Origin of the sequence: Arthrobacter globiformis, assembly GCF_046536215.2 — a bacterium.
Classification (GTDB): Bacteria; Actinomycetota; Actinomycetes; order Actinomycetales; family Micrococcaceae; genus Arthrobacter; species Arthrobacter globiformis_E.
On record NZ_CM143421.1, the window covers coordinates 1,120,247 to 1,144,678 of the forward strand.

Here is a 24,432-nt window from a genome sequence, read left to right on the forward strand (position 1 = left end):
TGGTGTTCAGGCCGGCGGCAGAATGTCGGCGATGCGCCAGCGTCCCTCCGCCATGACCAGAACCAGACGCAGCCTGACATCCTGCTGCGGCACTCCCGTGGCCGTTACCGCTCCCCCGGCCGAGCGTTCCTCGTAAGCCGACGTCGATGACGTCACCGCCACCACGGCCCTCGCAGCCGTGCTTCCGGGCAGGCGGCGCACACCGTACAGGCTCGTGGTGAAGCCGGCCAGCACTGTCGCGGATTTCTCCAGACCGGCCCGGATCCGCTGGTCTGCGGCATGAGCAGGGGTATTCGGAGCATTGACGTCGTCGAGCAAGTCCAGCCTGCCCTCGCGCAGCGCCAGCGAACGCAGCTGCGCCAGTCCGAGGACAGCCACCACCGGATCTTCCGACGCGAGCCGCCGCCGGACATCACCGGGCAGGGCGGCCGCCCTGGCCACAGCGCCTGCCGCGGGCCTGGGGCTGCCCGCCGGAAGGACTGCCTCCAGCGCCGCCTGACCTGCATCCCGCGCCGCTGGCGCCGGATTCTGAGCCTCCCTGACTGACTCCTGGGCCGCCTGGCCGGCCTCATGCGCCGCCTGGCCCGACTCCTGCGCTGCCCCGGGAAATCCCAGTAGTCCGGCGGCGGCAAGCACTGCTGCGGTGAGCACGCCACCCGTTACTGCCAGGCGGCGGCTACCGCCCGGGCCGGCCCTGGCGTCCCTGCGCACCCGCGTCGGCAGTGCCCCAACCCCGGCACCCGGGGCCCGCCTGCAACGGGTTCGCCTGTCTGTGGTCAGTCTGTCAGTGGTCTGGTTTTCAGTGGTCTGGTTTTCAGTGGTCTGCCTGTCAGATGCATGCCTGTCAGGTGTCTGCCTGTCGGTGCGCCGCCGCTCCGCCCTGCGTCTTGCCATGTGACCGGTGTCCCCGGCGTGCTGCCAGCCCGCGGAGTGGCGGCTGTCGGCGGAATGGCGGTTTGCCGCGGAGTGCCGGCTCGCCTGGCCGACGGCGGCACTCCGGATCGCAGCGCGCCCGACAGTGCGTCCGACAGTGCGTCCGACCGCAGCATCCCTATCAGCGGCATGCCCGGCAGTGCCGCGCCCGACCATACGCCCGACCGCGGAATCCCTGTCAGCTGCATGCCCCGCAGCAGCGCGCCTGCCGGTGCGCCCGACCACGCTATTCCTGCTAACTGCATGCCCGGCAGCAGCACGCCTAGCAGTGCGCCCGACTGCTGTATCCCTGACCGCTATATCCCCGTCAGCGGCAGGCCCGGCATTCGCCTGCCTGACACCGCGCCTGTCTCCGACAGCCCGGACAGACGCGTCCGGTGGGGCCGCAGCCGGCGCCGTCAGTTCCCCGCGCGCGTCGCCACGCAATTCCCCGCGCAATGACAGCCGGGCCAACGCCCGCACCCAGCCGGTGGTCTTCAGTCGCCGTCCCCACGCGAGCAGGCGCTTCTTCAGCCTCCCGCCGGACGGCGGGACAGGCCTGCGCGTCAGCAACTCGGGCAGGACGGTGCCATGCACCGAGCGCGACAGGTCCACGGGGACCGCGGCCGCGCTGCGGTAGACCGCCGTGGCAAACTCAGCGGCAGCCGGACGTTGCCGCCGGTCATCGCTCAGCCCGGCCTCCAACGCCGCCGCCAACTCGGAGGGCACATCCGGCACCAGAAGAGAAAGCGGCGGCCTGGCTGCGGACGGCGGAGGGGGCTGTCCGGTAAGGCAATACCAGCCCAAGGCGGCAGCAGCATAGACGTCGCGTTCCGGCTGAAGACCAGCCCGGACCGCGTCCACCGGAGCCGGGTCCGCAAAGCCGCCGGTGTGCTGGTCGGGAACACCGGAAGCGTCCCCCACCATCCGGGCGACACCGAGATCGGCCAGCAGCGGTTTTCCATGCGCGGTGAAAAGTACGTTGCCCGGTGCGACGTCCGAGTGCGTGAAGCCCTTGCCGTGCAGATAGCCCAGGACCTGCGCGATAGGGGTCAGGACCGTGACCGTTTCACCGACGCTCAGGGTGCGCCTCGCAGTGACCAACTCCTGGAGCGAACCCCCGGGCGCGTAGTCCATCAGGAGACCAAAGCTGCACTCTCCGGCGCCGTACGCCTTGCCCTGCCCATCCGTCCTGCCCGGCTCATCAGTCCTGTCAGGTTCATCCAACCTGACCACGCCATAAGCCTTGACGAGGTGTTCGTGGTCCAGGACGGACATGATGAGAAGTTCCCGGCGGAGACCCTCTTCGCGGGCCATGGACCCACTGCCCGGTTCATCACTGCCCAATTCACCGCCGCCCAATCCACCGCTGCCCAATCCACTGCCGCCCAGTTCACCACCGCCAGGGGGCCGGCGGAAGCACTTCAGGGCCAGCTTCGCGCCGGTGGAGTCCTGCGACACCAGCCAGACTTCGGCGCTGCCGCCGCGGCCCAGCCGGCGGCATGCCGAGTAGCCCGCGACGGCGGGAGCCTCCCCGGCAGAACCGTCCATGAAGGCGCCGTGGCTTTCCGGAGTGGTCATTTCCAGGCTGAGGTTTTCCAAGCTGTGCTGGTCCATGGCTTAAGGAGTACCGGAAACCGGCAATTCCTGCAGAAGTTATCCACAGGCAGGCCCGGGGCGCCCGGCCATGATCCGGAATGGTGCGGAATGTGACCAGTGACGGGGTGAGAGCTTGGGCACACTCCCGGGCAGAACGGCGGCTGAGGTCTAAGCTGGAACGCATGACTCTTGAGTTCACAAAGCTCGGTCTTGCCCCGGATTTCGTTGATTACAGCCACGCCTGGGACATCCAGCGCGAAATCCATGAAAATGTCCTGGCCGGCAAGGCCCCCAGCACCGTACTACTCCTCGAACATGCGGCCGTCTACACGGCCGGAAAGCTGACCGAGGATCACGAGCGGCCCTTCGACGGCACCCCTGTGGTTCCCGTGGACCGCGGCGGCAAGCTCACCTGGCACGGGCCGGGCCAGCTGATCGGATACCCGATTATCAAGCTGAAGAACAAGGCCGGCATCCGGGACTACGTGGAGCGGCTGGAGGCCGTGATCATCGCGGTGCTCGCGGACTACGGCATCACGGCAGTGCGGATCAAGGGCCGCGCAGGTGTCTGGATCGACGAGGACGCCAACGGACCGGCCCGCAAGATCGCCGCCATCGGCATTCGGGTCAGCCAGGGCGTAACCATGCACGGCTTCGCCATCAACTGCAACAACGACCTCGCACCCTACGGCCAGATCATCGCCTGCGGGATCACCGATGCCGGTGTGACTACCATCGCCCAGGAAACTGGCCGCGACGTCTCCCCGGCCGATCTCGTTTCGCGGATCACCGAGGAACTGCGCAACAATGAAGACGCCCTAGTTGCAACCCCCGAAGGAGCTCTCCTGTGACACTGGCACCTGAAGGCCGGAAAATGCTGCGGATCGAGCAGCGCAATGCGGCCACCCCGGTGGAACGCAAACCGGACTGGATCAAGGCCAAGGTCCAGATGGGCCCGGAGTTCGTCGGCCTGAAAAACCTGGTCAAGAAGGAAGGCCTGCACACCGTCTGCGAAGAGGCCGGCTGCCCCAACATCTTCGAATGCTGGGAAGACAAGGAAGCCACCTTCCTGATCGGTGGCTCCGAATGCACCCGCCGCTGCGACTTCTGCCAGATCGACACCGGCAAACCCTCCCCCGTGGACCGGTTCGAACCCACCAAGGTCGCCCGCTCCGTCCAGGCCATGCAACTCCGCTACGCGACCGTCACCGGCGTCGCCCGCGACGACCTCGAAGACGAAGGCGTCTGGCTCTACGCCGAAACGGTCCGCAAGATCCACGAACTGAACCCCGGCACCGGCGTTGAACTCCTCATCCCGGACTTCTCCGGCAAACCCGAGCACATCAAGGCGATCTGCGACTCCAAACCCGAAGTGTTCGCGCACAACGTCGAAACCGTGCCCCGGATCTTCAAGCGCATCCGCCCCGCGTTCCGCTACGAACGCTCCCTGGACGTCATCACCCAGGGCCGGAACCTGGGCATGGTCACCAAATCCAACCTCATCCTGGGCATGGGCGAAACCCGGCAAGAGATCTCCGAAGCCCTGGCCGACCTGCACCAGGCCGGCTGCGACCTGATCACCATCACCCAGTACCTCCGCCCGAGCGAACGCCACCTCCCCGTGGACCGCTGGGTCAAACCCCAGGAATTCGTCGACCTGCAGCACGAAGCCGAAGACATCGGGTTCCTCGGCGTCATGTCCGGCCCCCTGGTCCGCTCCTCCTACCGCGCCGGCCGGCTCTGGGCCACCGCCATGCGCAAAAAAGGACGCGACATCCCCGCCGAACTCGCCCACATCGCCGACGGCATCCAGGACTCCGGAACCACCCGCCAGGAAGCCAGCTCCCTGCTCGCGGCGCACCAGTAGCACCAGGTATTTCCCATGGCCAAGGGCCGGACGCCGGATCTTTTCGGCGTCCGGCCCTTTGTCGTGAATCACGTAGAATAAAGGCACTATGGCGAAATCCCCTGACTCCAGCAACAACACTCCTGCAGCCGCTGATGGCTCCAAGCGCGGTCTTTTTGGGCGCAAGCCGAAGGCCGTGAAGGAAAAGAAGCCCAGCCGGCTCAAGCAGATCCGCGAGGTCTTCAACATGACCCGCCGCCACGACCCCATGGTCCCGTGGCTCATGCTGCTGGCGTTCCTGGGCGTCGTGGCCGTCAGCCTCATTGTCGGCCTGCTGCTGAATAACTGGATCACGGGCCTGATCATCGGTATCCCGCTGGGTTTCCTGGCGGCTACATTCATCCTGTCGCGCCGGGCTGAACGGGCAGCCTTCGCCCAGATCGAGAACCAGCCGGGCGCGTCCGGGGCTGCCCTCAGCACGCTGAAGCGCGGCTGGATCACCGAGGAGCAGCCCGTGGCTGTGAACCCCCGCACCCAGGATGCCGTGTTCCGCGCCGTCGGGCGTCCCGGCGTCGTGCTCGTGGCCGAAGGCCCCACCCACCGTGTTCGCCCGCTGATCGAAGGCGAGCGGAAGAAGCTGGCGCGCATCCTTCCCAACGTCACCATCCACGTCATCGAAACCGGGCGCGGCGACGGCCAGGTCCCCATCAGCCAGGTGGTGAAGAAGATGAACAAGCTCAACAACGAGCTCACCAAGACTGAGGTCAGCGCCGTGTCCAAGCGCATCTCGTCGCTGGGCACCCGCCTTCCGATCCCCAAGGGCGTGGACCCCTATAAGGCACGCCCCCAGCGCGGACGCTGATCCGCCTGAAACGCCCCGGCAGCCGCCGCATTTGCGCCGGCCCCGGGGCGTTTCCCGTTTGAGCGGGTGCGCCCGTTCCAGCGAGCTGCCTTCTTGAACGGCATTGTGAAACCAGCCAGACCCCAGCCCCTACAGAAGCCGGGGCCTCCTGTGAAACTCCCGTCCGCCGTCGTCCGAGTCTTTCGCCTGCTGGCGGTGGCCGAAGCCTTCAGCTGGGCCGCACTCCTCGCCGGCATGTACTTCAAGTGGATCGCCCGGACCACCGAACTCGGTGTGGAGATTGCCGGCCCGGTGCACGGCGCCCTGTTCATCGGCTACGGAGTGGCAGCCCTGGTGCTGTGGCGTCTGCAGCGCTGGCCGTTCACGGTGGCGCTGTTCGCAGGACTCTCGGCGGTTTTTCCGTTCGCCACCGTCCTGTTTGAACGGTGGGCGCTCCGGCGGGGACACCTCACCCCCGGCCGGCTACCTGCCGACGGTCAGCTGGATGCGGATGCTCAGCCAGCGGCGGACGGCCAGCTACATGCGGATGAGGACCGTGTTCATGGCCTTGTCATGGAGTCCGCGCTGGTCGGGGTCGAAGATAACGGCCGGGATCACCAGGCACAGCAGGACAGTGCGGACCAGGGCGGCCAGCGGGCCGGCCGCTGAGCCGTCGGGCTTCACCACCTGGATGCCCATCACCCGGTGGCCGATGCTGTAGCCGAGGGTTCCGATCAGCAGGATCTGCTCCGCCGCAAACACGCCCAGTGTGGCCATGGAATTCCCGCCGAGAAACACATTGCTGATCAGCAGGGCGATGGTCCAGTCGATGGTGATCGCCAGGATCCGCCGGCCGGCACGGGCCATGGACCCCGGCCCCGACTCGGGAAAGCCCAGGCGTTCCCCCGGGTACTTGGAAATGCCGGAAGTGTCCGGCCCGCTGAGCCACGAACCGATGTCTTTGCGATCTACCACCCACCAAGTTTACCGAGCCGCCCACGGACCCGCGGACGTTCATACTCTGGATAGGCGTGGACCACAGTGTGGACACCGTATAGCGTTTACATATCAGTAGGTTCTGTAACCTGCCGGAAACAAAGCGGACACGGACGGGAAATCCCGAATCCCTAGGGTGGTAACAGTTGCTAGCGAGCCTGGAGCGGGGCACTTTTGTGTTTCCGCCCATTGGATTGCGCTGGACCACTTGGCTTTCTAGCCAGTTATTACATATGCGTAAGGAGCATAGATGTTCAAGACTGCGGACGAAGTCCTCAAGTTCATCAAAGATGAAGACATTCGGTTTATCGATATCCGCTTCACCGACCTCCCCGGCGTTCAGCAGCACTTCAACGTGCCGGCCAAGAGCGTGGACGCTGACTTCTTCGTCAACGGCCAGCTGTTCGATGGTTCCTCCATCCGCGGCTTCCAGGGCATCGCCGAGTCTGACATGCAGCTCATTCCGGACGTCACCACCGCGTTCCTGGACACCTTCCGCATGGAGAAGACCCTTGCGCTGAACTTCTCCATCGTGAACCCGCGTACGGGCGACCCGTACCACCGTGACCCCCGTGGCGTGGCAGAGAAGGCTGAAGCCTACCTCGCCTCCACCGGCATCGCCGACACCGCGTTCTTCGCTCCCGAAGCCGAGTTCTTCGTGTTCGACAACGTCCAGTACCAGTCCTCCCCCGAGGGCAGCTTCTACAAGATCGACTCCGAGGAAGCCCACTGGAACACCGGCCGCGAGGAAGAGGGCGGAAACCTCGGCTACAAGACCCCCGTCAAGGGCGGTTACTTCCCGGTTTCCCCGACCGACAAGCAGGCCGACCTGCGTGACGCCATGTGTGTCGCCCTGGACGAGGCAGGCCTCGAGGTCGAGCGCAGCCACCACGAAGTTGGCTCCGCCGGCCAGGCTGAGATCAACTACAAGTTCACCACGCTGACCCACGCGGCCGATGACCTGCAGAAGTTCAAGTACGTCATCAAGAACACCGCCGACGCCTGGGGCAAGTCCGTCACCTTCATGCCGAAGCCGGTCTTCGGTGACAACGGCTCGGGCATGCACTGCCACCAGTCGCTGTGGAGCAACGGCGAGCCGCTGTTCTACGACGAGAAGGGCTACGCCGGCCTGTCCGACACCGCCCGCTGGTACATCGGCGGCCTGCTGAAGCACGCCGACGCCGTCCTCGCGTTCACCAACCCGACGGTCAACTCCTACCGCCGCCTGGTCAAGGGCTTCGAAGCCCCGGTCAACATGGTCTACTCGCAGGGCAACCGCTCCGCCGGTATCCGTATCCCGATCACGGGCTCCAACCCGAAGGCCAAGCGCATCGAGTTCCGCGCTCCGGACCCCTCCTCCAACCCGTACCTGGCCTTCGCTGCCCAGCTGATGGCCGGCATCGACGGCATCCGCAACCGCATCGAGCCCCCGGCTCCGATCGACAAGGACCTCTACGAGCTCCCCGCTGAGGAAGCCAAGGACATCCCCAAGGCTCCGGGCACCCTCGAGGAAGCCCTCCAGGCACTGGCTGAGGACAACGAGTTCCTGCAGGCCGGCGGCGTGTTCACCCAGGACCTGATCGACACCTGGATCGAGTACAAGTACGAGAACGAGATCCGCCCGCTGTCGCTGCGCCCGAACCCCTACGAGTTCGAGCTCTACTACGGCGTCTAGCCTGACCCCCGTGAGATCCTCCTGACACCGCCAAGGGCGGCCACCGGTTACTGACCGGTGGCCGCCCTTGGCCGTTCCCGGCTACGTAGCCGTTCCAGGTTAAGTGGCCGTTCCCGGTTATGATCCCCGGCAGGGTTCCTCCGCGTACCGCCCCCAGAGGGAGTCCGGACCGGTTCCGCCGAAGGCTTCCTGGTCTCCCCGCAGCGCGCGGCACAGAACGAGCGAGTCCGCGAAGCTCCGCCGCATGTAGGCCTCCCAGTCCGCCCGCTCGGAGGTGAAGGCCTGCGTTCCCATCTGGTACCTGAGGTGGGCGAAGTGGTCCAGGATGCGGTGGGCGGTTGCTTCCGCCCGGCCCGCCAGTTGCTCCGCCTCCAGCTTCGCCGCAGGGTCCCGGATTGCCGAGGGGTCGGGCAGCTCCTTGCGGTGCCAGAAGTACGGCTGCAGGTCCACGTTGTCCACGAAGATCCTGTCGATCTCCTGCTGCTGGGCGTAGAGCGAGGACGCGGTGCTGCTTTCCAGAGTGCTCCTGATCCCGGCGTACTGGTACGCCGCCGCCACCAGAGTGGCCGCGACGCCGGCCCCGATGAGCAGCAGCTCAGCCCTTCTGAGTTTTCGGGCCCGGCCGCCTTTCGCCCGCGCGCGGGCATGGTCCGCGTCCTGGCGTGCGGCGTCCTGGCGTGCCCCGTCCTGGCGCAGTTGGCGCTCCGGAAGCTGGCTCCCGACGTGCTGAGACCGGGAGCCAGCCTGTTCCGGCGAGTGCCTCCGAGACGAAGACCTTTTCAAGCCTTCCCCCCAACAAGGTTTGAAGTGCACTGCCAACACACAGCGTAGGCATGACCCCGTGCGGGCGCAACGGTCCAACGCTGATTCTGCGCCGGATCGGCAGTCAGAAGGCGGCGTACATGGTCCGCTGCGGACCGGCGTCGCCACCCAGATAGACGCCGTGGTCCGCAAAACCAGCCTTCAGGTAGGCTCCCTGCCCGGCCGGGTTGCGCTCGTTGACTGAAAGCACGACGCCGGCCTGGCCGCCTCCCAGCCTCGCCGTCAGTTTGGCGGCGGCGGCCACCGCCGCAGAGGCTGCCGCCTGGCCCAGGCCCCGGCCCTGCCGGCGCCTGTCGATCAAAAACCCGCGAAGCAGCCAGGCGGAGTCGTCGTCGGGCCAGCCGGCGAGCCGGGCTGCCCCCGACTGCAGGGTCAGCACCCCGGCAGCCCTGCCGCCGGCCTCGATGACATAGGGCCTGCGGGACCCGTCCTCGAGCCCTGCCAGCATCATGCGCAGCGGGTCGCCCACAAACTCCCGCTGGCCCGGGGCAACTTCCAGTTCCGCCACCGCGCCCAGCTGGATGGCCCGGGCATCGGCATCCAGGTCCCGCAACGGAATGAGCCATACGTCCGGACTCATGGTCCGTCAGGAGGCGTGTGCCGCCCCGTCGGCGGGCGGACCTGACGGATCCATCCACATGACCTCCCACAGGTGCCCGTCCGGATCCTGGAAGCTGTGGCTGTACATGAACCCGTAATCCTGCACCGCCTGCGATTCGGTTCCGCCGGCCGCCAGGGCCTTGCTCACCATCTGGTCCACCGCCTCCCGGCTGTCCACGGAGAAGGCCATGATGGCCTCGGTGGCCGAGGTCGCGTCCACGATCTCCTTGGCGGTGAACGTCTTGAAGAACTTTTCCACGAGGAGCATCACGAAGGCGTCGTCGTTGATCACCATGCAGGTGGCGTTCTCGTCCGTGTAGTCCTGGTTGAACGTAAAGCCCAGTGCAGTGAAGAACTGTACGGATCTGTCGAGGTCCCTGACGGGCAGGTTCATGAAGATTTGGGTAGCCATGCGCCCAAACCTAGCACCGGTTCAGTGGCCGTAGAAGACCTTCTCGAACACCGCACGGGCCCGCCTGCTCACCCTCAGGTACTCCTCCTCGAAGGCCGTGGCCATCCCTTCCTCGAAGCCGCACCACCTGGCCACCGCCTCCAGGTCGCGCCGCGAGGACGGCAGCAGGTCAGAGGCGCGGCCCGTCCAGATCACGTTCGCGGAGCGGATCCGGCTGGCAAGCCGCCACGCGTCGGCCAGCAGGCGGGCGTCCTCGTCCTCCAGCAACCCCAGCGTGGACGCCGCGTGCAGGGCCTTCAGGGTGGACGTGGTGCGCAGTTCGGGGTGTTTCCCGGCGTGCTGGAGCTGCAGCAGCTGCACCAGCCATTCCACGTCGCTCAGGCCGCCGCGTCCCAGCTTCAGGTGCCTGGCAGGATCGGCGCCGCGGGGCAGCCGCTCGGATTCCACCCGCGCCTTGATGCGGCGTATCTCCCGGACATCCGCATCGGAAACCGCCTCCGGGTAGCGGATGGGATCGACCAGCTTTACGAAGTCCGCCGCAAGGGCATCGTCACCGGCGATCGGCCGGGCACGGAGCAGCGCCTGCGCCTCCCAGATGAGCGACCAGCGGCGGTAGTACTCGCCGTAGGACTCCAGCGACCGCACCATGGCCCCGTTCTTGCCCTCCGGGCGGAGGTCCGCGTCCACGGCAAGAACCCGCTCAGCCATGATCGCGGGTTTGAGCGGCTGCGTCAGCAGGGTGGAAAGATGGCCCACGATCTTCGCTGCCTGCTGCTGGGCTTCATCGTCCGAGGCTCCGGGCAGTGCGCGGTGGACGTACAGGACGTCGGCGTCGGATCCGTAGCCGATCTCCAGCCCGCCCTGCCTGCCCATGGCCACCACCAGCACCGAGGTCTTCAGCGGGCCGGCGGCGGAGACAACGTTCTCGGCCACCCGCAGGGCGCCCAGGATGGCGGCGCGGTCCGTCTCGGCCAGGGCCGCCCCCACCTGGTCCTGGCGGAGCAGGCCGGCGCTGTCCGCGATGGCGATCCGCAGGATTTCACGGCGGCGGATAAGCCGGATGAGGCGCATGGCGCTTTCCGGGTCCGCGTGCCGGGACATTTTGGAGGTGATCTCCTGCCACTGTGCCTCAAAGCTGAGCGGCGCGAGCTCCTTGTCCGTCCCCAGCCATGACACCGATTCCGGCGAGACTTCGAGGAGGTCGGCAATGAGCCGGGAATTGGACAGCATATGGCACAGCCGCTCGGCCGCCGCCGCCGAATCGCGGAGCATGCCTAGATACCAGTGGGTGGTGCCAAGGGCCTCGCTGATCCTGCGGAAGGCGAGCAGACCGGCGTCGGGGTCCACGCCCTCGGCCAGCCAGCCGAGGAGGATGGGCAGCAGCTGCCGCTGCAGGGCGGCCCGCCGGCTGACGCCGGCCGTCAGGGCCTCGATGTGGCGGAGCGCGCCCTGCGGGTCCCGGTAACCGAGCGCCGCGAGCCGGCCCTGCGCGGCTTCGGGAGTCAGGCGTGCGTCCTCGCTGCTGAGCTTGGCGGCCGTGTTTAGGAGCGGACGGTAGAAGATCCGGTCATGGAGCTCGCGGACGGAACGCTTGGTCTTTTGCCACGCGGCCAGGAGGGCGTCGGGGTGCGGCCGGTCCGTGGAGAACGGGCCCAGCACGGCCTTGGCCAGGGTACGGAGGGGTTCCTCCTTGACCGGCATGAGGTGTGTGCGGCGCAGCTGGAAAAGCTGGATGCGGTGCTCGAGCAGGCGCAGGTACCGGTAGGCGTGGTCGAACGCCGCCGCGTCAGCCCTGCCGATGTAGCCGCCGGTGGACAGCGCGGCAATGGCCGACGTCGTGTCCCGGCGGCGCAGGGATTCATCCGACTTGCCATGCACAAGCTGGAGCAGCTGGACGGTGAATTCGACGTCCCGCAGTCCGCCGCGGCCCAGCTTGATCTGCCGCTGTTCCTCGGCGGGCGGGATGTGTTCGGTCACCCGGCGGCGCATGGCCTGCACCGACTCAACGAAGCCGTCGCGGTTCGCCGAGGCCCACACGAGCGGCGATACGGCCTCCTCGTAGCGGGCGCCCAGCTCTGCGTCACCCGCGATGGTCCGCGCCTTCAGGAGCGCCTGGAACTCCCAGCTTTCCGCCCAGCGGGCGTAGTAGCTCTGGTGCGAAGCCAGTGTCCGGACCAGCGGGCCGGACTTTCCTTCCGGGCGGAGGTTGGCGTCAACCTCCCACAGGCCGGGCTCGCGCGCCGGGGAGGAAATGGCCCGCGAAATGCCTGACGCCAGCGCCGTGCCGATGGTGTTGGCCCGCGCGTCGTCCAGCTCGCCCGCTTCCACCACGTAGATGACGTCGACGTCGGAAATATAGTTCAGTTCGCGGGCTCCGCACTTGCCCATCCCGATCACTGACAGTGCGACGTCGGCGACCTCCCCGGCGTCGAACTTCCCTGCCGCTTCGGCGCGGGAGACGGCAAGGGCGGCCTCGATGGCCGCCCCGGCCAGGTCCGCGAGTTCGGCGCCGACGGCGGGCATGAAGTCCAGCGGGTCAGCGGCGCAGAGGTCCTTGACGGCAAGGTCCACGACGCCCCGGCGGTAGGCGGTGCGGAGCGCTTCGTAAGCCTCGGGGCCAGAGATGCCGGCCACCGGCCGGGCCGCGTTCGGGTCTGCGCGCACAGACCTCAGCAGCTGGGCACGCAGCTCGGCCGGATCGGCCTGGAGCGGTTCCGGACTGGCGGTCACGCTGAATGCGTCGAGGTGCTCCGGGTGCCGTATCAGGAATTCACCCAGTGCCTCGCTGGCGCCCAGGACCCGGTAGAGCGGCTCGCTCACCTCAGTATCCGCTGCTGCCAGCTTCCGCAGGTCCGGGTGCTTCTCGATCAGCCGGACCAGGGACTGCAGCGCGGCATCCGGGTTCGCGGCCATCTGCAGGCCGGCAAACAGGGTGTCCTGGTCGATGCCCTCCAGTTCGGGGGCGGCGAGGAACCGTTCACCCTTCTCGAGATCGCTGAAGCCGGCGGTAATGAGCCGGCGGGCCAAGCTCACCGCAGCCGCCTAAAGGATGGCGAGGTTGCGCTGCAGCTCATAGGGGGTTACTTGCAGGCGGTAGTCCTGCCACTCCGCCCGCTTGTTGCGCAGGAAGTGCTCGAAGACCTGCTCACCCAGGATCTGCGGCATCAGTTCCGAGTCCTCCATGGCACGGATGGCGTCGTGCAGGCTGGCGGGAAGCGGATCGTGGCCCATGGCGCGGCGCTCCGCGGAACTCAGCGACCAGATGTCGTCCTCGGCCGCGGCAGGCAGCTCGTAGCCTTCCTCGATGCCCTTCAAACCGGCGCCCAGAAGCACGGCGTAGGCAAGGTACGGGTTGGCGGCCGAGTCGATGCCGCGGTATTCGATCCGGGCTGACTGTCCCTTGCCCGGCTTGTACAGCGGGACCCGGACCAGCGCGGAGCGGTTGTTGTGCCCCCAGCTCAGGTAGCTGGGTGCCTCTCCCCCGCCCCAGAGGCGCTTGTAGGAGTTCACGAACTGGTTGGTCACAGCGGTGAATTCGGGGGCGTGCTTGAGGATGCCGGCGATGAACTGGCGAGCCGTCTTGGAGAGCTGGAACTCCGCACCGGCCTCGAAGAACGCGTTGGTGTCGCCCTCGAAGAGCGAGAAGTGCGTGTGCATGCCCGAACCCGGATGGGCCGTGAAGGGCTTGGGCATGAAGGTGGCGTACGTGCCCTGCTGCAGCGCCACCTCCTTGATGACGGTCCGGAAGGTCATGATGTTGTCCGCGGTCTGCAGGGCGTCCGCGTAGCGCAGGTCGATCTCGTTCTGGCCCGGGCCGGCCTCGTGGTGGCTGAACTCCACGGAAATGCCCACCGATTCGAGCATGGTCACGGCGGTGCGGCGGAAGTCCTGGGCCACGCCGCCGGGGACGTGGTCAAAGTAGCCGCCCTCGTCCACCGGAATGGGTGAACCGTCGGGGCCGGGTTCCTGCGACTTTAGCAGGTAGAACTCGATCTCGGGGTGCGTGTAGCAGGTGAACCCCATGTCGGCGGCCTTGGCCAGGGTGCGCTTGAGGACGTTGCGGGGATCCGCTGCCGAGGGCTCGCCGTCGGGAGTCAGGATGTCGCAGAACATGCGGGATGTCTGTTCGGTCTCCCCGCGCCAGGGAAGGATCTGGAAGGTGGACGGGTCCGGCTGGGCCAGCATGTCCGACTCGAAGACACGGGCAAGGCCTTCGATGGCCGAGCCGTCGAAGCCGAGGCCCTCGTCGAAGGCGCCCTCGACCTCGGCAGGTGCCAGCGCCACCGACTTGAGCGAGCCAACGACGTCGGTGAACCACAGGCGCACAAAACGTACGTCGCGCTCTTCGATCGTGCGCAGGACAAACTCTTGCTGGCGGTCCATGAAGGCCTCTTCTCCGGTCTACGTTCATGCCCCGGTCCGTCCACGACGGAGCAGCGGCAGCTCACGCATCACTTTACTAAGCATTTACGCGTGATGCTGGCGCGGCTGCAGCGCGTAACACAGCGTTAACACTCAGCCCGGGCCGTGGCAGCACCGCCCGGGCAAATCGGCTATGACGCGAATCACCCGGCATTGCGTAGCGGCCGGTGGCTAGCACGGCGGATCCCGGACTACGCTCTTGCCATGGCCTCAACCAGCAGTCCCGACCCAAGCATGTCCGCTGAAGTACCTGCACCGTACGGGAACGGCCCCACGGCAGCTGCGGTACCGCCGTCGGAATCCGCGAGGAAGCCGGTCTCCCGGATCCGCACGCACCACCTGCAGCAGGCGAAGAGCAGCGGCGAACGTTTCGCCATGCTCACGGCGTATGACCAATACACGGCGGAGATCTTCGACCAGGCCGGCACCGAAGTCCTGCTGGTGGGCGACTCCGCGTCCAACAACGTCTTTGGCAACGAAACCAGCATTCCCGTCACCGTCGACGAGCTGCTGCCGCTGTGTCGGGCGGTCGCACGCTCCGCGAAGCGCGCGCTGGTGGTGGCGGACCTCCCCTTCGGCAGCTACGAGGTTTCGCCGCAGCAGGCCGTGGCGACCGGCGTGCGCTTCCTCAAGGAGGGCCTGGCGCACGCAGTAAAGCTCGAGGGCGGCAAGTTCTACGCCGACACCGTCAGGGCGATGGTCCAGGCCGGCATTCCCGTGATGGCTCACATCGGCTTCACGCCCCAGAGTGAGCATTCCCTCGGTGGCTACCGCGTGCAGGGCAGGGGCGACGACGCCGCCCGGCTCGTCGAGGACGCCGCTGCCCTGGCCGACGCCGGCGCGTTTTGCGTGCTCATGGAGATGGTTCCCGCGGAGACAGCCAAGGCCGTGGACGCTGCCATTTCAGTGCCCACCATCGGCATCGGTGCGGGCAACGCCACCACGGGACAGGTTCTGGTCTGGCAGGACATGGCCGGCCTCCGCGGCGGCAAAATGGCCAAGTTCGTCAAGCAGTACGCGGACCTCCGGACCGTCCTCAGCGATGCGGCCAAGGCCTATGGCGACGACGTCCGGTCGGGGCAGTTCCCCGGACCGGAGCATTCGTTCTAGTCAGCCGCTAGTCGTCGTCGCCCTTTTCCCAGGATTCATTGCGTGCCTTGACCTTCTCGAGGGCATGTTCCGCCTCTTCCCGGGTCTTATAGGGACCGATCAGCTGGGTCCAGTCCGACATCGCGTCTTCCTCCACCATGTGGGTCTTGACGTTGTACCAGTACTCGGGCATCGGTCTTCCTCGCTTTCCGGTTGTCGGCACACTGCCGCGTGATCCACGTAACGTAACCCGCAACGGTAGCCGCGGCGCGCATTAATTTACATGGCGTTCTGTGCTGCCTTATATGATCAATCTATGCCTTCCTTAGCCTCGACCGCACCCACCGGCACGCTTACTCCGGGAACCGTCAGCCCGCAGCGGCCCGTTCCCGCGTCGATCCCGCGGCCGGAGTATGTGGGCAAGCCGGGCCCGGCCAAATTCACCGGGTCCGAGGTCAAGTCGCCGGAAACGATCGAGAAGATCCGGGTGGCCAGCAGGATCGCCGCGCAGGCCATCGTGGAGGTGGGCAAGCACATCCGGCCCGGCATCACCACGGACGAACTGGACCGCATCGGCCACGAGTTCCTGCTGGACCACAACGCCTACCCGTCCACGCTGGGGTACCGCGGCTTCCCCAAGTCGCTGTGCTCGTCGCTGAACGAGGTCATCTGCCACGGCATTCCGGACAGCACCGTGGTGCAGGACGGCGACATCCTCAACATCGACATCACAGCCTTCATCGGCGGGGTCCACGGCGACACCAACTACACCTTCCTGGTAGGTGACGTTGACGAGGAGTCGCGGCTGCTGGTTGAACGGACCAGGGAGTCCCTCAACCGCGCCATCAAGGCCGTTGCCCCTGGACGCCAGATCAACGTGATCGGCCGCGCCATCGAGTCCTACGCCAGGCGCTTCGGCTACGGCGTGGTCCGCGACTTCACCGGACACGGTGTGGGCGAAGCCTTCCACACCGGCCTGATCATCCCGCACTACGACGCCGCCCCGGCCTACAACACCGTGATCGAACCCGGCATGGTGTTCACCATCGAGCCCATGCTGACCCTCGGCACCATCGAGTGGGACATGTGGGCCGACGACTGGACAGTGGTCACCAGGGACCACAAGCGCACCGCGCAGTTCGAACACACCCTCCTCGTCACCGAATCCGGTGCCGAGGTCCTCACCCTTCCCTGACGCCAGCCAACCCGCCCGCGTCATCCGGCAAGTCACCCTTGCCCAGCCCGAGCCCCTACCCTGCCACGAACGGAATCCCATTGGCCAAGAAGGACGAAAAGACCCGCAAGAACGCCCCGCTGATCGGCATCGACATCGGCGGTACCGGAATCAAGGGCGGCATCGTCGACCTGAAGAAGGGCAAACTGATCGGCGACCGCTTCCGCCTGGCAACCCCGCAGCCGGCAACGCCGGAAGCGGTGGTCGAGGTGGTGGCCCAGGTGGTCGAGGAGCTCTCCGCACGGCCCGACGCCCCCGAGGCTGACAGCCCCATCGGCGTGACGTTCCCCGGCATCATCCAGCACGGCGTGGTCCACTCCGCCGCCAACGTGGACAAGAGCTGGCTCAACACGGACATCGACGCGCTGCTCACCGCCCGCCTGGGCCGTCCCGTGGAGGTCATCAACGACGCCGACGCGGCCGGCCTTGCCGAAGCCCGCTACGGTGCCGGCGCCGGCATCGACGGAACCGTCCTGGTCATCACGCTCGGCACCGGCATCGGCTCCGCGTTCATCTTCAACGGCCGGCTCGTGCCCAACGCCGAACTCGGCCACCTGGAGATCGACGGGTTCGACGCCGAAAGCAAGGCGTCCGCCGTGGCCCGCGAACGTGACGGCCTCAGCTGGGAGGAATACAGTGTCCTGCTGCAGCGCTACTTCTCCCACGTCGAATTCCTATTCTCCCCCGAACTCTTCATCGTGGGCGGCGGCATCTCCAAGCGCGCCGACGAGTACCTGCCGCGCCTGAAGCTGCGCACGCCGATCGTTCCTGCCGAGCTGAAGAACGAGGCAGGCATTGTGGGCGCCGCCCTCGAGATCGCCGTCAAGCACGAGCTGGCCAAGTAATTCCGTGCGGGCCGCGTTACGCGCGGCCCGCAGAAACGCTGAAGGCGGCAGACACGGGTCTGCCGCCTTCAGCGTCTTTGTTTGCAATGGAGCCGGTGGCGGCTGCGGCTTCCCCTCCGCTGCCGCCACCGGAGACTTTAGAGCGCGCTCTTCGCCGTGTTCTTCTCTGCCGGGTTCTTGTCTGCAGTGTTCTTGTCCACGGCTGTGCTCTTGTCCGCGGCGTTCTTTTCCTGCGGGCTTTTGCCTTCGGGACCCGTTTCGTCAGCGGACTCGTGCCGGAGCAGGTCAATGGCGGATTCGAAATCCTCGAGTGACTCAAAGGCCTGGTAGACGCTGGCGAAGCGGAGGTACGCCACTTTGTCCAGCTTCTGCAGCGGCCCCAGGATGATCAGGCCAACCTCGTGGGCGTCGATTTCGGCGGCGCCGGAGGCCCGGATATTCTCCTCGACTTCCTGCGCCAGCATGGCGAGGTCGTCCTCGCTGACAGGCCGGCCCTGGCAGGCCTTGCGGACACCGTTGATGACCTTGCTGCGGCTGAAGGGCTCGCCCACGCCGGACCGCTTGATCACGGACAGGCTGGTGGTTTCCACCGTGGTGAAGCGGCGCCCGCACTCGGGACACTGCCGACGGCGGCGGATGGCGGAACCGTCGTCGGCCATCCGGCTGTCCACCACGCGTGAATCAGGGTTGCGGCAAAACGGACAATACACGTTTTTCCTGCCCTTCAGTCGCTGCCTTCGTCGAAGCCCTATCCAAAGCTTCGTTCAGCACCAGTTTACGGCCAGATATAGCTGAATAACAAGCCTGTAATTACTACATGTAGTGCCGGACGTCTACATGTAGTGGTTAGCGGCCCGATTGGAAGCGGACCGTCACCGCGTCGCCGTGCGCCGGGAGGTCCTCCGCGCCGGACAGGCTGACGATGTGGCCGCTGACCTGCCCCAGCGCCGCCTCGGAGTAGTTGATCACCTGGATGGCGCGCAGGAACGTGGTCACGTTCAGCCCGGACGAGAAGGCCGCCGTGCCGCTGGTGGGAAGCACGTGGTTGGAACCGGCGCAGTAGTCACCGAGGCTCACGGGGCTGTAGTCGCCGACGAAAATGGCGCCGGCGTTCCGGATCCGCGCCGCCACAGCAGGCGCGTCCGCGGTCATGATCTCCAGGTGTTCGGCCGCGTAGGCGTCACACGCCGCGATCCCCTGGTCGAGGTCATCCACGAGCACCACGCCCGACTGCGGGCCGGAAAGCGCTTCGCGGACACGCTGGCTGTGCTTGGTGGAGGCAGCCTGCAGTTCCAGCTCTTCGCGGACTGCCACGGCCAGTTCGAGGGAATCCGTGATCAGGACGGAGGCGGCCTTCGGATCGTGCTCGGCCTGGCTGATGAGGTCGGCGGCAACGAAGGCGGGGCGGGCCGTGGCGTCCGCGAGGATGGCGATTTCCGTGGTGCCGGCCTCGGAGTCGATCCCCACGACGCCCTTGACGAGGCGCTTGGCCGTGGCGACAAAGATGTTCCCGGGTCCGGTTACGACGTCGACGGGCTCCAGCGCGGGGGTCCCCGATTCGCCCGGGACGCCGTAGGCGAAGGCGGCGATGGCCTGGGCTCCGCCGATGGCGTACACCTCGTCGATTCCCAGCAGTGCCGCAGCGGCCAGAATGGTGGGGTGAGGCAGGCCGCCAAAGTCCTTCTGCGGCGGGGAGGCGAGGGCAATCGACTCCACGCCTGCGGCCAGCGCCGGGACGACGTTCATGATCACCGAGGACGGGTAGACCGCCAGGCCGCCGGGGACGTACAGGCCCACGCGTGCCACGGGCACCCACTTCTGGCTGACCACAGCGCCGTCGCCGAGGGAGATGTCGATGTCGGCCGGGCGCTGCCCGTCCGCGAACCGGCGGGCACGGCTGATGGACTCTTCAAGCGCCGAACGCACGGCAGGGTCCAGTCCGTCCAGCGCTGACTGGAGCGCCTCGGCCGGAACCCGCGGATGGGCCTGCTCCACGCCGTCGAACGTCCTGGCGAAGTCTGCAAGGGCGGCGAAGCCGCGCTGGCGGACGGCCATGATGATGTCGGTGACCTTCTGCTCGGCGTCTGCCACCGTCTGCTGCCGTGCCCGCGGCACGGCCTCGCGGAGTTCGGCCAGGCTAAGGCTGCGGCCGCGCAGGTCAACGGTGCGGAAGTCGACGGCGGGAGTGTTCGGGCGTGCCAGGCTGTTTGCGTCTGTGGGGCTGTCCGGAGAAGTGGTCACCCGTACATTTTACGCGCCGCCGTCCTGCCCTTGGTCCACGGAAGCGCGCAGGAGGCCGATGATGCGCAGGACGAAGAAACCTGAGGCGACAGCCGCGGGCCACAGGACGAGGACGGTCAGGGACCGCAGCGAGAAGGCGACACTTGCGTTCGCCGAGGTGTCCTGCGGCCCTCCCAGCAGGTGACCCGCCAGGACCCCGGTCTGCCACGCCAGGACCGCTGCCGCTGCGCTTGCGGCGACGGACAGCAGCAGCAGCCGCCTCGTTCCGCCATCACGGCGGCCTGACAGCAGCACAGCCACCAGGCAGCCCGCAAAGACAAAGAGTCCCGCCAGCACCAGGTCCCGGGGCAGCCAGCCCTCGCTGTTGGTTCCGGAGGACAGCGCGGAGTTCCCCGAAATGAGGTTTTGCCCGCCCGGGGCCAGGAGCCACCAGAGGAGCCCGGCCGGGATGCCGGCACCGACAATCCCGGCCGCCCACGCCCAGCCCTTGCCTGTCCTGGCCTTGCCGGGCCGCCGCAGGCCGGCTTGGGCCTCGACGGCGGAGCGGGCTGGAGGGGAGGGTTGAGGCTGGGTCATGAGGAAACGTTAACAAATGTGGCCTTCAAATGTTGGCCGGCAGTCCGCGCCGCGTGCCTGCCCGCCAGGGGAATGTCCCATCCGCCCGGAAGCCCCATAGTCTTGTACTAGAGACTTAATCGGCACGGCTGCAGTAGGGAGATCGGTTCCAGTGACATCAGAAGATGGCGCCTTCGAGGGCACGTTCAAAGAGATGTTCCGCCGGCATGCAGCGGGCGTGGCGATCATCACCGTGAACTACGACGGCGTCCCCTACGGCTTTACCGCAACCTCTGTCGCCTCGCTGTCCGCCAAACCGCCGCGCTTCACCTTCAACATGGCGCGCAGTTCCAGCTCGTGGCCGGCGGTTGCCAACACCGCGTACATCGGTGTGCACATGCTGGGACTCGAGAACCAGGAGCTGGCCGACCGGTTCGCCCGCACCAAGGAACGCTTCGCCGGCGACCACTGGGCGCACGGACCCTATGACGTGCCGGTACTCAAGGACGTTTCCGGCTGGCTGATCGGCAAGATCCAGATGCGCCTGTCCTTCGAAAACAACGCCGTCGTGGTGGTCGAGGTGGTGGAAGGGCAGGTCGGCGAGGACGGCTCGCCGCTGCTGTACCACTCCGGCACCTACGGACAGCCCGTTCCGCTGGACTACGAAATCTAAGTGCCTGGAAAACCAGGACCCTGGAAATCTGAACGGCCGCCGGATCTATACGCCGGCGAAGCCTAGGCATCCAGGCAGGCCGGGCCCAGCAGCACCTTCAGGTCCCCGAACAGCGATGGGTTCGGGTTCACCCGAAGGTGCACCGGAAGCGCCATGACCTCGATACGGCTGTCGCCCTGCAGGTTCACCCGGACCTCGGAGTTGCCCCGGTGGTTCCGCAGCACGTCACCCAGTTCCGTGACCACGGCCTCGGTGGCCTTGTGCGTGGGCATGGTGATCACCAGCGGTCCGTTGGTGCCCTGGCTGAGGTCCGGGACGGAGAGCTCCATGCAGTTCAGGGTGACGGCACCGTCGTCGCGCCGCTGCAGCCGGCCCTTGACCACCACGATCAGGTCCTCGGCGAGCACCGAGGCGATGGGTCCGTAGACCTGGCCGAAGAACATGACCTCCATCGAACCGCCGAGGTCCTCGATCTCCGCCCGGGCATAGGCGTTGCCGCTGGCCTTCGCGATCCGGCGGCTCAGCGAGGTGATCATGCCCGCGATGGTGACGATGGCGCCGTCGTGCGGCCCGTCCTCCGCGATGATCGAGGTGATGGACTGGTCGGCGTGCTGGCTCAGGACGCCCTCGAGGCCCTGCAGCGGGTGGTCTGAGACGTACAGGCCCAGCATGTCGCGCTCGAAGGCGAGCTTGTCCTTCTTCTCCCATTCCGGCAGGTCGGGGATCTCGATGCTGAGCGAGGACTCGGACTCGGCCTCGTCGAAGCCGGCAAAGAGGTCGAACTGGCCGATGGCCTCGTTGCGCTTGAGGGTAATGACGGAATCGATGGCCTCTTCGTGGACCATGGCCAGTGCGCGGCGGTGGTGGCCCAACGAGTCGAAGGCCCCGGCCTTGATCAGGGATTCGATGGTGCGCTTGTTGCACACCACGGCCGGCACCTTCATGAGGTAATCCTTGAAGGAACTGTAGGCGCCTTCTTTTTCGCGGGCGGCCACCATGGCTTCGACGACGTTGACGCCGACGTTCCGGATGGCGCCCATGCCGAAGCGGATGTCCTCCCCTACCGGGGTGAAGTTCAGGGCCGATTCGTTGACGTCCGGCGGCAGCACCGTGATGCCCATGCGGCGGCACTCGTTGAGGTAGATCGCGGACTTGTCCTTGTCGTCGCCAACCGAGGTCAGCAGCGCGGCCATGTACTCCGGCGCATAGTGCGCCTTCAGGTACGCCGTCCAATACGAGATCACGCCGTACGCCGCCGAGTGCGCCTTGTTGAAGGCGTAATCGGAGAAGGGCAGCAGGATGTCCCACAGGGTCTTCACGGCCTCCATGGAGTAGCCGTTGTCCTGCATGCCCTGGGAGAAGCCGGCGAACTGCTTGTCCAGCTCGGACTTCTTCTTCTTACCCATGGCGCGGCGCAGAATGTCTGCCTGGCCCAGGGAGTAGCCGGCGAGCTTCTGCGCCACGGCCATAACCTGTTCCTGGTACACGATCAGTCCGAAGGTGCCGCCAAGGATGTCCTCCAGCGGCTCCGCCAGTTCCGGGTGGATCGGGATGACGTCCTGGATCTTGTTCTTGCGCAGCGCGTAGTCGGTGTGCGCGTTGGCACCCATCGGACCCGGCCGGTACAGCGCCAGCACGGCGGAGATGTCTTCGAAGTTGTCAGGCTTCATGAGCTTGAGCAGGGACCGCATGGGGCCGCCGTCGAGCTGGAAAACGCCCAGCGTGTCACCGCGGGCCAGCAGCTCATAGGACGCGGCGTCGTCCAACTCCAGCGTTTCCAGGTCAAGGTCGATGCCGCGGTTCATCTTGATGTTTTCGAGGGCATCGGAAATGATCGTCAGGTTTCGAAGACCGAGGAAGTCCATCTTGATCAGGCCGAGGCCCTCGGACGTCGGGTAGTCGAACTGGGTGATGACCTGGCCGTCCTGGAAGCGGCGCATGATCGGGATGACGTCGATGATGGGGTCCGAGGACATGATCACACCGGCCGCGTGCACGCCCCATTGGCGTTTCAGGCCCTCAATTCCCAGCGCGGTCTCAAAAACCTTGGCGGCCTCGGGGTCCGTGCTGATCAGCTGCCGGAAATCCGCCGCCTCGCTGTAGCGCTTGGCGTCCTTGTTCTGGATGTCGGCAAGCGGAATATCCTTGGCCATCACGGCAGGCGGCAGTGCCTTGGTCAGCTGTTCACCCATGCTGAACGGGTAGCCGAGCACGCGGGAGGAGTCCTTGAGTGCCTGCTTGGTCTTGATGGTGCCGTAGGTGACGATCATGGCCACGCGCTCGTCGCCGTACTTCCGGGTCACGTAGTCGATGACCTCCGGACGGCGCCGGTCATCGAAGTCGACGTCGAAGTCGGGCATGGACACACGGTCGGGGTTCAGGAACCGCTCGAAGATCAGGCCGTGCCGCAGCGGGTCAAGGTCGGTGATTCGCATGGCGTAGGCCACCATGGAACCTGCACCGGAGCCACGGCCCGGACCCACGCGGATGCCGTTGTTCTTGGCCCAGTTGATGAAGTCGGCCACCACCAGGAAGTACCCGGGGAACCCCATCGAGGTGATGACGCCGAGCTCGTAGTCTGCCTGCCTGCGGACCTCGTCCGGGATCCCTGCGGGGTAGCGGTACTGGAGTCCCTTGTCCACTTCCTTGACCAGCCACGACGTTTCGTCCTCGCCCTCGGGGCAGGGGAAGCGGGGCATGTAGTTGGCGCCGGTGTTGAAGGACACCTCGCACCGCTCAGCGATCAGCAGCGTGTTGTCGCAGGCGTCCGGGTGGTCGCGGAAGAGCTCGCGCATTTCCCGCGGCGACTTCAGGTAGTAGCCGCTGCCGGAGAACGCGAAACGCGAGCCGCCGTTGTCGTAGGTGGGTTCGAGGAGAGTCGAGCCTGACTGGATGGCCAGCAGGGCCTCGTGCGCCTTGGCGTCGTGCTCGTGCGTGTAGTGCAGGTCGTTGGTGGCAACGAGCGGGAGGTTCAGCTCCTTGGCCAGCCGCAGGAGGTCGCCAGTGACACGGCGTTCAATGTCCAGCCCGTGGTCCATGAGTTCGCAGAAGTAGTTCTCCGCGCCGAAGATGTCCCGGAACTCCGCGGCGGCTTCCAGCGCTTCGCGGTACTGGCCAAGCCGGAGCCGGGTCTGGACCTCGCCGGAAGGGCAGCCGGTGGTGGCGATGAGCCCTTCCGAGTAGGTGTTCAGCAGCTCGCGGTCCAGCCGGGGCCATTTGCCGAAGACCGAGTCCAGCGAGGCGATCGAGGAGGCACGGAACAGGTTCCGCATGCCCACGTTGTTGTAGCTCAGGAGGGTCATATGGGTGTAGGAGCCACCGCCGGAGACGTCGTCCTTGCGCTGGCTCTCGTCGCCCCAGCGGACGCGGCCCTTGTCGCCGCGTGCGGTCCCGGGCGTCACATACGCTTCGACGCCGATGATGGGCTTGATGCCCTTGTCGGTAGCCTTCCGCCAGAAGTCGAAGGCACCGAAGAGGTAGCCGTGGTCGGTGGTCGCGAGGGCGGGCATCCCCAGCCGCTCGGTTTCGTCGAACAGCTCGCCGAGCCTGGCGGCGCCGTCCAGCATCGAATACTCGGTGTGGGTGTGGAGATGTACGAACGAGTCATTGCTGGAAGTCACCGGACCATTCTAGTGCCGACCCCCTGACAATTAATGTCGGCGTGCCGCAG

20 protein-coding genes and 1 pseudogene are annotated in these 24,432 nt (G+C 66.5%); 9 read left to right on the forward strand and 12 right to left on the reverse strand.

What is annotated here, in order from left to right; all coding sequences use genetic code 11:
• Positions 1 to 6 precede the first annotated feature (6 nt).
• Positions 7 to 2,514 carry a protein kinase domain-containing protein gene (locus R5O87_RS05075; RefSeq protein ID WP_462836393.1) on the reverse strand — a complete coding sequence of 836 codons (2,508 nt, stop codon included), beginning with the start codon at positions 2,512 to 2,514 and terminating at the stop codon, positions 7 to 9.
• Between the two features lie 179 nt (positions 2,515 to 2,693).
• Between R5O87_RS05075 and lipB the strand changes: the two genes are divergently transcribed.
• From lipB to R5O87_RS05095, 4 genes and pseudogenes are all read left to right on the forward strand, one after another.
• Positions 2,694 to 3,362 carry a lipoyl(octanoyl) transferase LipB gene (gene lipB / locus R5O87_RS05080; RefSeq protein ID WP_410556707.1) on the forward strand — a complete coding sequence of 223 codons (669 nt, stop codon included), beginning with the start codon at positions 2,694 to 2,696 and terminating at the stop codon, positions 3,360 to 3,362.
• A complete protein-coding gene (gene lipA, locus R5O87_RS05085) occupies positions 3,359 to 4,378 on the forward strand; it encodes a lipoyl synthase (protein WP_410556708.1) in 1,020 nt (339 codons plus the stop codon). The genes lipB and lipA overlap by 4 nt, the downstream gene beginning before the upstream one ends.
• Positions 4,379 to 4,466: 88 nt before the next feature.
• Positions 4,467 to 5,219 carry a DUF4191 domain-containing protein gene (locus R5O87_RS05090; protein ID WP_410556709.1) on the forward strand — a complete coding sequence of 251 codons (753 nt, stop codon included), beginning with the start codon at positions 4,467 to 4,469 and terminating at the stop codon, positions 5,217 to 5,219.
• A 150-nt stretch (positions 5,220 to 5,369) separates the two neighbouring features.
• Positions 5,370 to 5,672, forward strand: a pseudogene (locus tag R5O87_RS05095) (DUF3817 domain-containing protein); the annotation flags it as partial.
• 63 nt (positions 5,673 to 5,735) lie between these two features.
• Here the strand turns inward: R5O87_RS05095 and R5O87_RS05100 are convergent.
• On the reverse strand, positions 5,736 to 6,173 hold the full coding sequence (locus tag R5O87_RS05100) for an RDD family protein (RefSeq protein WP_410556710.1): 438 nt from the start codon (positions 6,171 to 6,173) through the stop codon (positions 5,736 to 5,738).
• Between the two features lie 271 nt (positions 6,174 to 6,444).
• Between R5O87_RS05100 and glnA (R5O87_RS05105) the strand changes: the two genes are divergently transcribed.
• Entirely contained in the window at positions 6,445 to 7,869 is a 1,425-nt protein-coding gene (gene glnA, locus R5O87_RS05105; protein WP_003801701.1) for a type I glutamate--ammonia ligase, read from the forward strand.
• Positions 7,870 to 7,986: 117 nt separating this feature from the next.
• Here glnA (R5O87_RS05105) and R5O87_RS05110 read toward each other — a convergent pair whose 3' ends face one another.
• The 5 genes from R5O87_RS05110 to glnA (R5O87_RS05130) all read right to left on the reverse strand — a co-directional run bounded on the left by R5O87_RS05110 (position 7,987) and on the right by glnA (R5O87_RS05130) (position 14,086).
• The gene (locus tag R5O87_RS05110) at positions 7,987 to 8,652 is read right to left on the reverse strand and encodes a hypothetical protein (protein ID WP_410556711.1); all 666 of its coding nucleotides are present in this window, start codon (positions 8,650 to 8,652) and stop codon (positions 7,987 to 7,989) included.
• Positions 8,653 to 8,755: 103 nt separating this feature from the next.
• Positions 8,756 to 9,271 (reverse strand): GNAT family N-acetyltransferase, encoded by a 516-nt coding sequence (locus R5O87_RS05115; RefSeq protein WP_410556712.1) that lies wholly within the window; start codon positions 9,269 to 9,271, stop codon positions 8,756 to 8,758.
• Positions 9,272 to 9,277: 6 nt separating this feature from the next.
• Complete coding sequence (locus R5O87_RS05120; protein ID WP_410556713.1) at positions 9,278 to 9,703, reverse strand: VOC family protein; 426 nt, start codon at positions 9,701 to 9,703, stop codon at positions 9,278 to 9,280.
• 21 nt (positions 9,704 to 9,724) lie between these two features.
• Positions 9,725 to 12,736 carry a bifunctional [glutamine synthetase] adenylyltransferase/[glutamine synthetase]-adenylyl-L-tyrosine phosphorylase gene (locus tag R5O87_RS05125; protein ID WP_410556714.1) on the reverse strand — a complete coding sequence of 1,004 codons (3,012 nt, stop codon included), beginning with the start codon at positions 12,734 to 12,736 and terminating at the stop codon, positions 9,725 to 9,727.
• A gap of 9 nt (positions 12,737 to 12,745) precedes the next feature.
• Positions 12,746 to 14,086 carry a type I glutamate--ammonia ligase gene (glnA, locus tag R5O87_RS05130; RefSeq protein WP_076798006.1) on the reverse strand — a complete coding sequence of 447 codons (1,341 nt, stop codon included), beginning with the start codon at positions 14,084 to 14,086 and terminating at the stop codon, positions 12,746 to 12,748.
• A gap of 243 nt (positions 14,087 to 14,329) precedes the next feature.
• Here glnA (R5O87_RS05130) and panB point away from each other — a divergent pair, with 243 nt between their 5' ends.
• On the forward strand, positions 14,330 to 15,235 hold the full coding sequence (gene panB / locus R5O87_RS05135; protein WP_410556715.1) for a 3-methyl-2-oxobutanoate hydroxymethyltransferase: 906 nt from the start codon (positions 14,330 to 14,332) through the stop codon (positions 15,233 to 15,235).
• 7 nt (positions 15,236 to 15,242) lie between these two features.
• On the opposite strand, the gene R5O87_RS05140 is transcribed toward panB, so the two are convergent.
• Positions 15,243 to 15,407 (reverse strand): SPOR domain-containing protein, encoded by a 165-nt coding sequence (locus R5O87_RS05140; RefSeq protein WP_190603389.1) that lies wholly within the window; start codon positions 15,405 to 15,407, stop codon positions 15,243 to 15,245.
• Between the two features lie 123 nt (positions 15,408 to 15,530).
• Between R5O87_RS05140 and map the strand changes: the two genes are divergently transcribed.
• Positions 15,531 to 16,409, forward strand: coding sequence for a type I methionyl aminopeptidase (gene map / locus R5O87_RS05145; RefSeq protein ID WP_387100833.1), 879 nt, complete (start codon positions 15,531 to 15,533; stop codon positions 16,407 to 16,409).
• A gap of 80 nt (positions 16,410 to 16,489) precedes the next feature.
• Positions 16,490 to 17,293 carry a polyphosphate--glucose phosphotransferase gene (ppgK, locus tag R5O87_RS05150; protein WP_410556717.1) on the forward strand — a complete coding sequence of 268 codons (804 nt, stop codon included), beginning with the start codon at positions 16,490 to 16,492 and terminating at the stop codon, positions 17,291 to 17,293.
• Between the two features lie 137 nt (positions 17,294 to 17,430).
• Here ppgK and nrdR read toward each other — a convergent pair whose 3' ends face one another.
• From nrdR to R5O87_RS05165, 3 genes are all read right to left on the reverse strand, one after another.
• A complete protein-coding gene (gene nrdR / locus R5O87_RS05155; RefSeq protein WP_410556718.1) occupies positions 17,431 to 18,003 on the reverse strand; it encodes a transcriptional regulator NrdR in 573 nt (190 codons plus the stop codon).
• 136 nt (positions 18,004 to 18,139) lie between these two features.
• Positions 18,140 to 19,534, reverse strand: a complete 1,395-nt coding sequence (gene hisD / locus R5O87_RS05160) for a histidinol dehydrogenase (protein ID WP_410556719.1) — start codon at positions 19,532 to 19,534, stop codon at positions 18,140 to 18,142.
• 9 nt (positions 19,535 to 19,543) lie between these two features.
• Positions 19,544 to 20,110 (reverse strand): hypothetical protein, encoded by a 567-nt coding sequence (locus R5O87_RS05165; protein WP_410556721.1) that lies wholly within the window; start codon positions 20,108 to 20,110, stop codon positions 19,544 to 19,546.
• A 193-nt stretch (positions 20,111 to 20,303) separates the two neighbouring features.
• Between R5O87_RS05165 and R5O87_RS05170 the strand changes: the two genes are divergently transcribed.
• Positions 20,304 to 20,762 carry a flavin reductase family protein gene (locus R5O87_RS05170; protein ID WP_306926770.1) on the forward strand — a complete coding sequence of 153 codons (459 nt, stop codon included), beginning with the start codon at positions 20,304 to 20,306 and terminating at the stop codon, positions 20,760 to 20,762.
• 62 nt (positions 20,763 to 20,824) lie between these two features.
• Here the strand turns inward: R5O87_RS05170 and dnaE are convergent, their stop codons facing one another.
• Positions 20,825 to 24,382, reverse strand: coding sequence for a DNA polymerase III subunit alpha (gene dnaE, locus R5O87_RS05175; RefSeq protein WP_410556722.1), 3,558 nt, complete (start codon positions 24,380 to 24,382; stop codon positions 20,825 to 20,827).
• Positions 24,383 to 24,432: the final 50 nt, after the last annotated feature.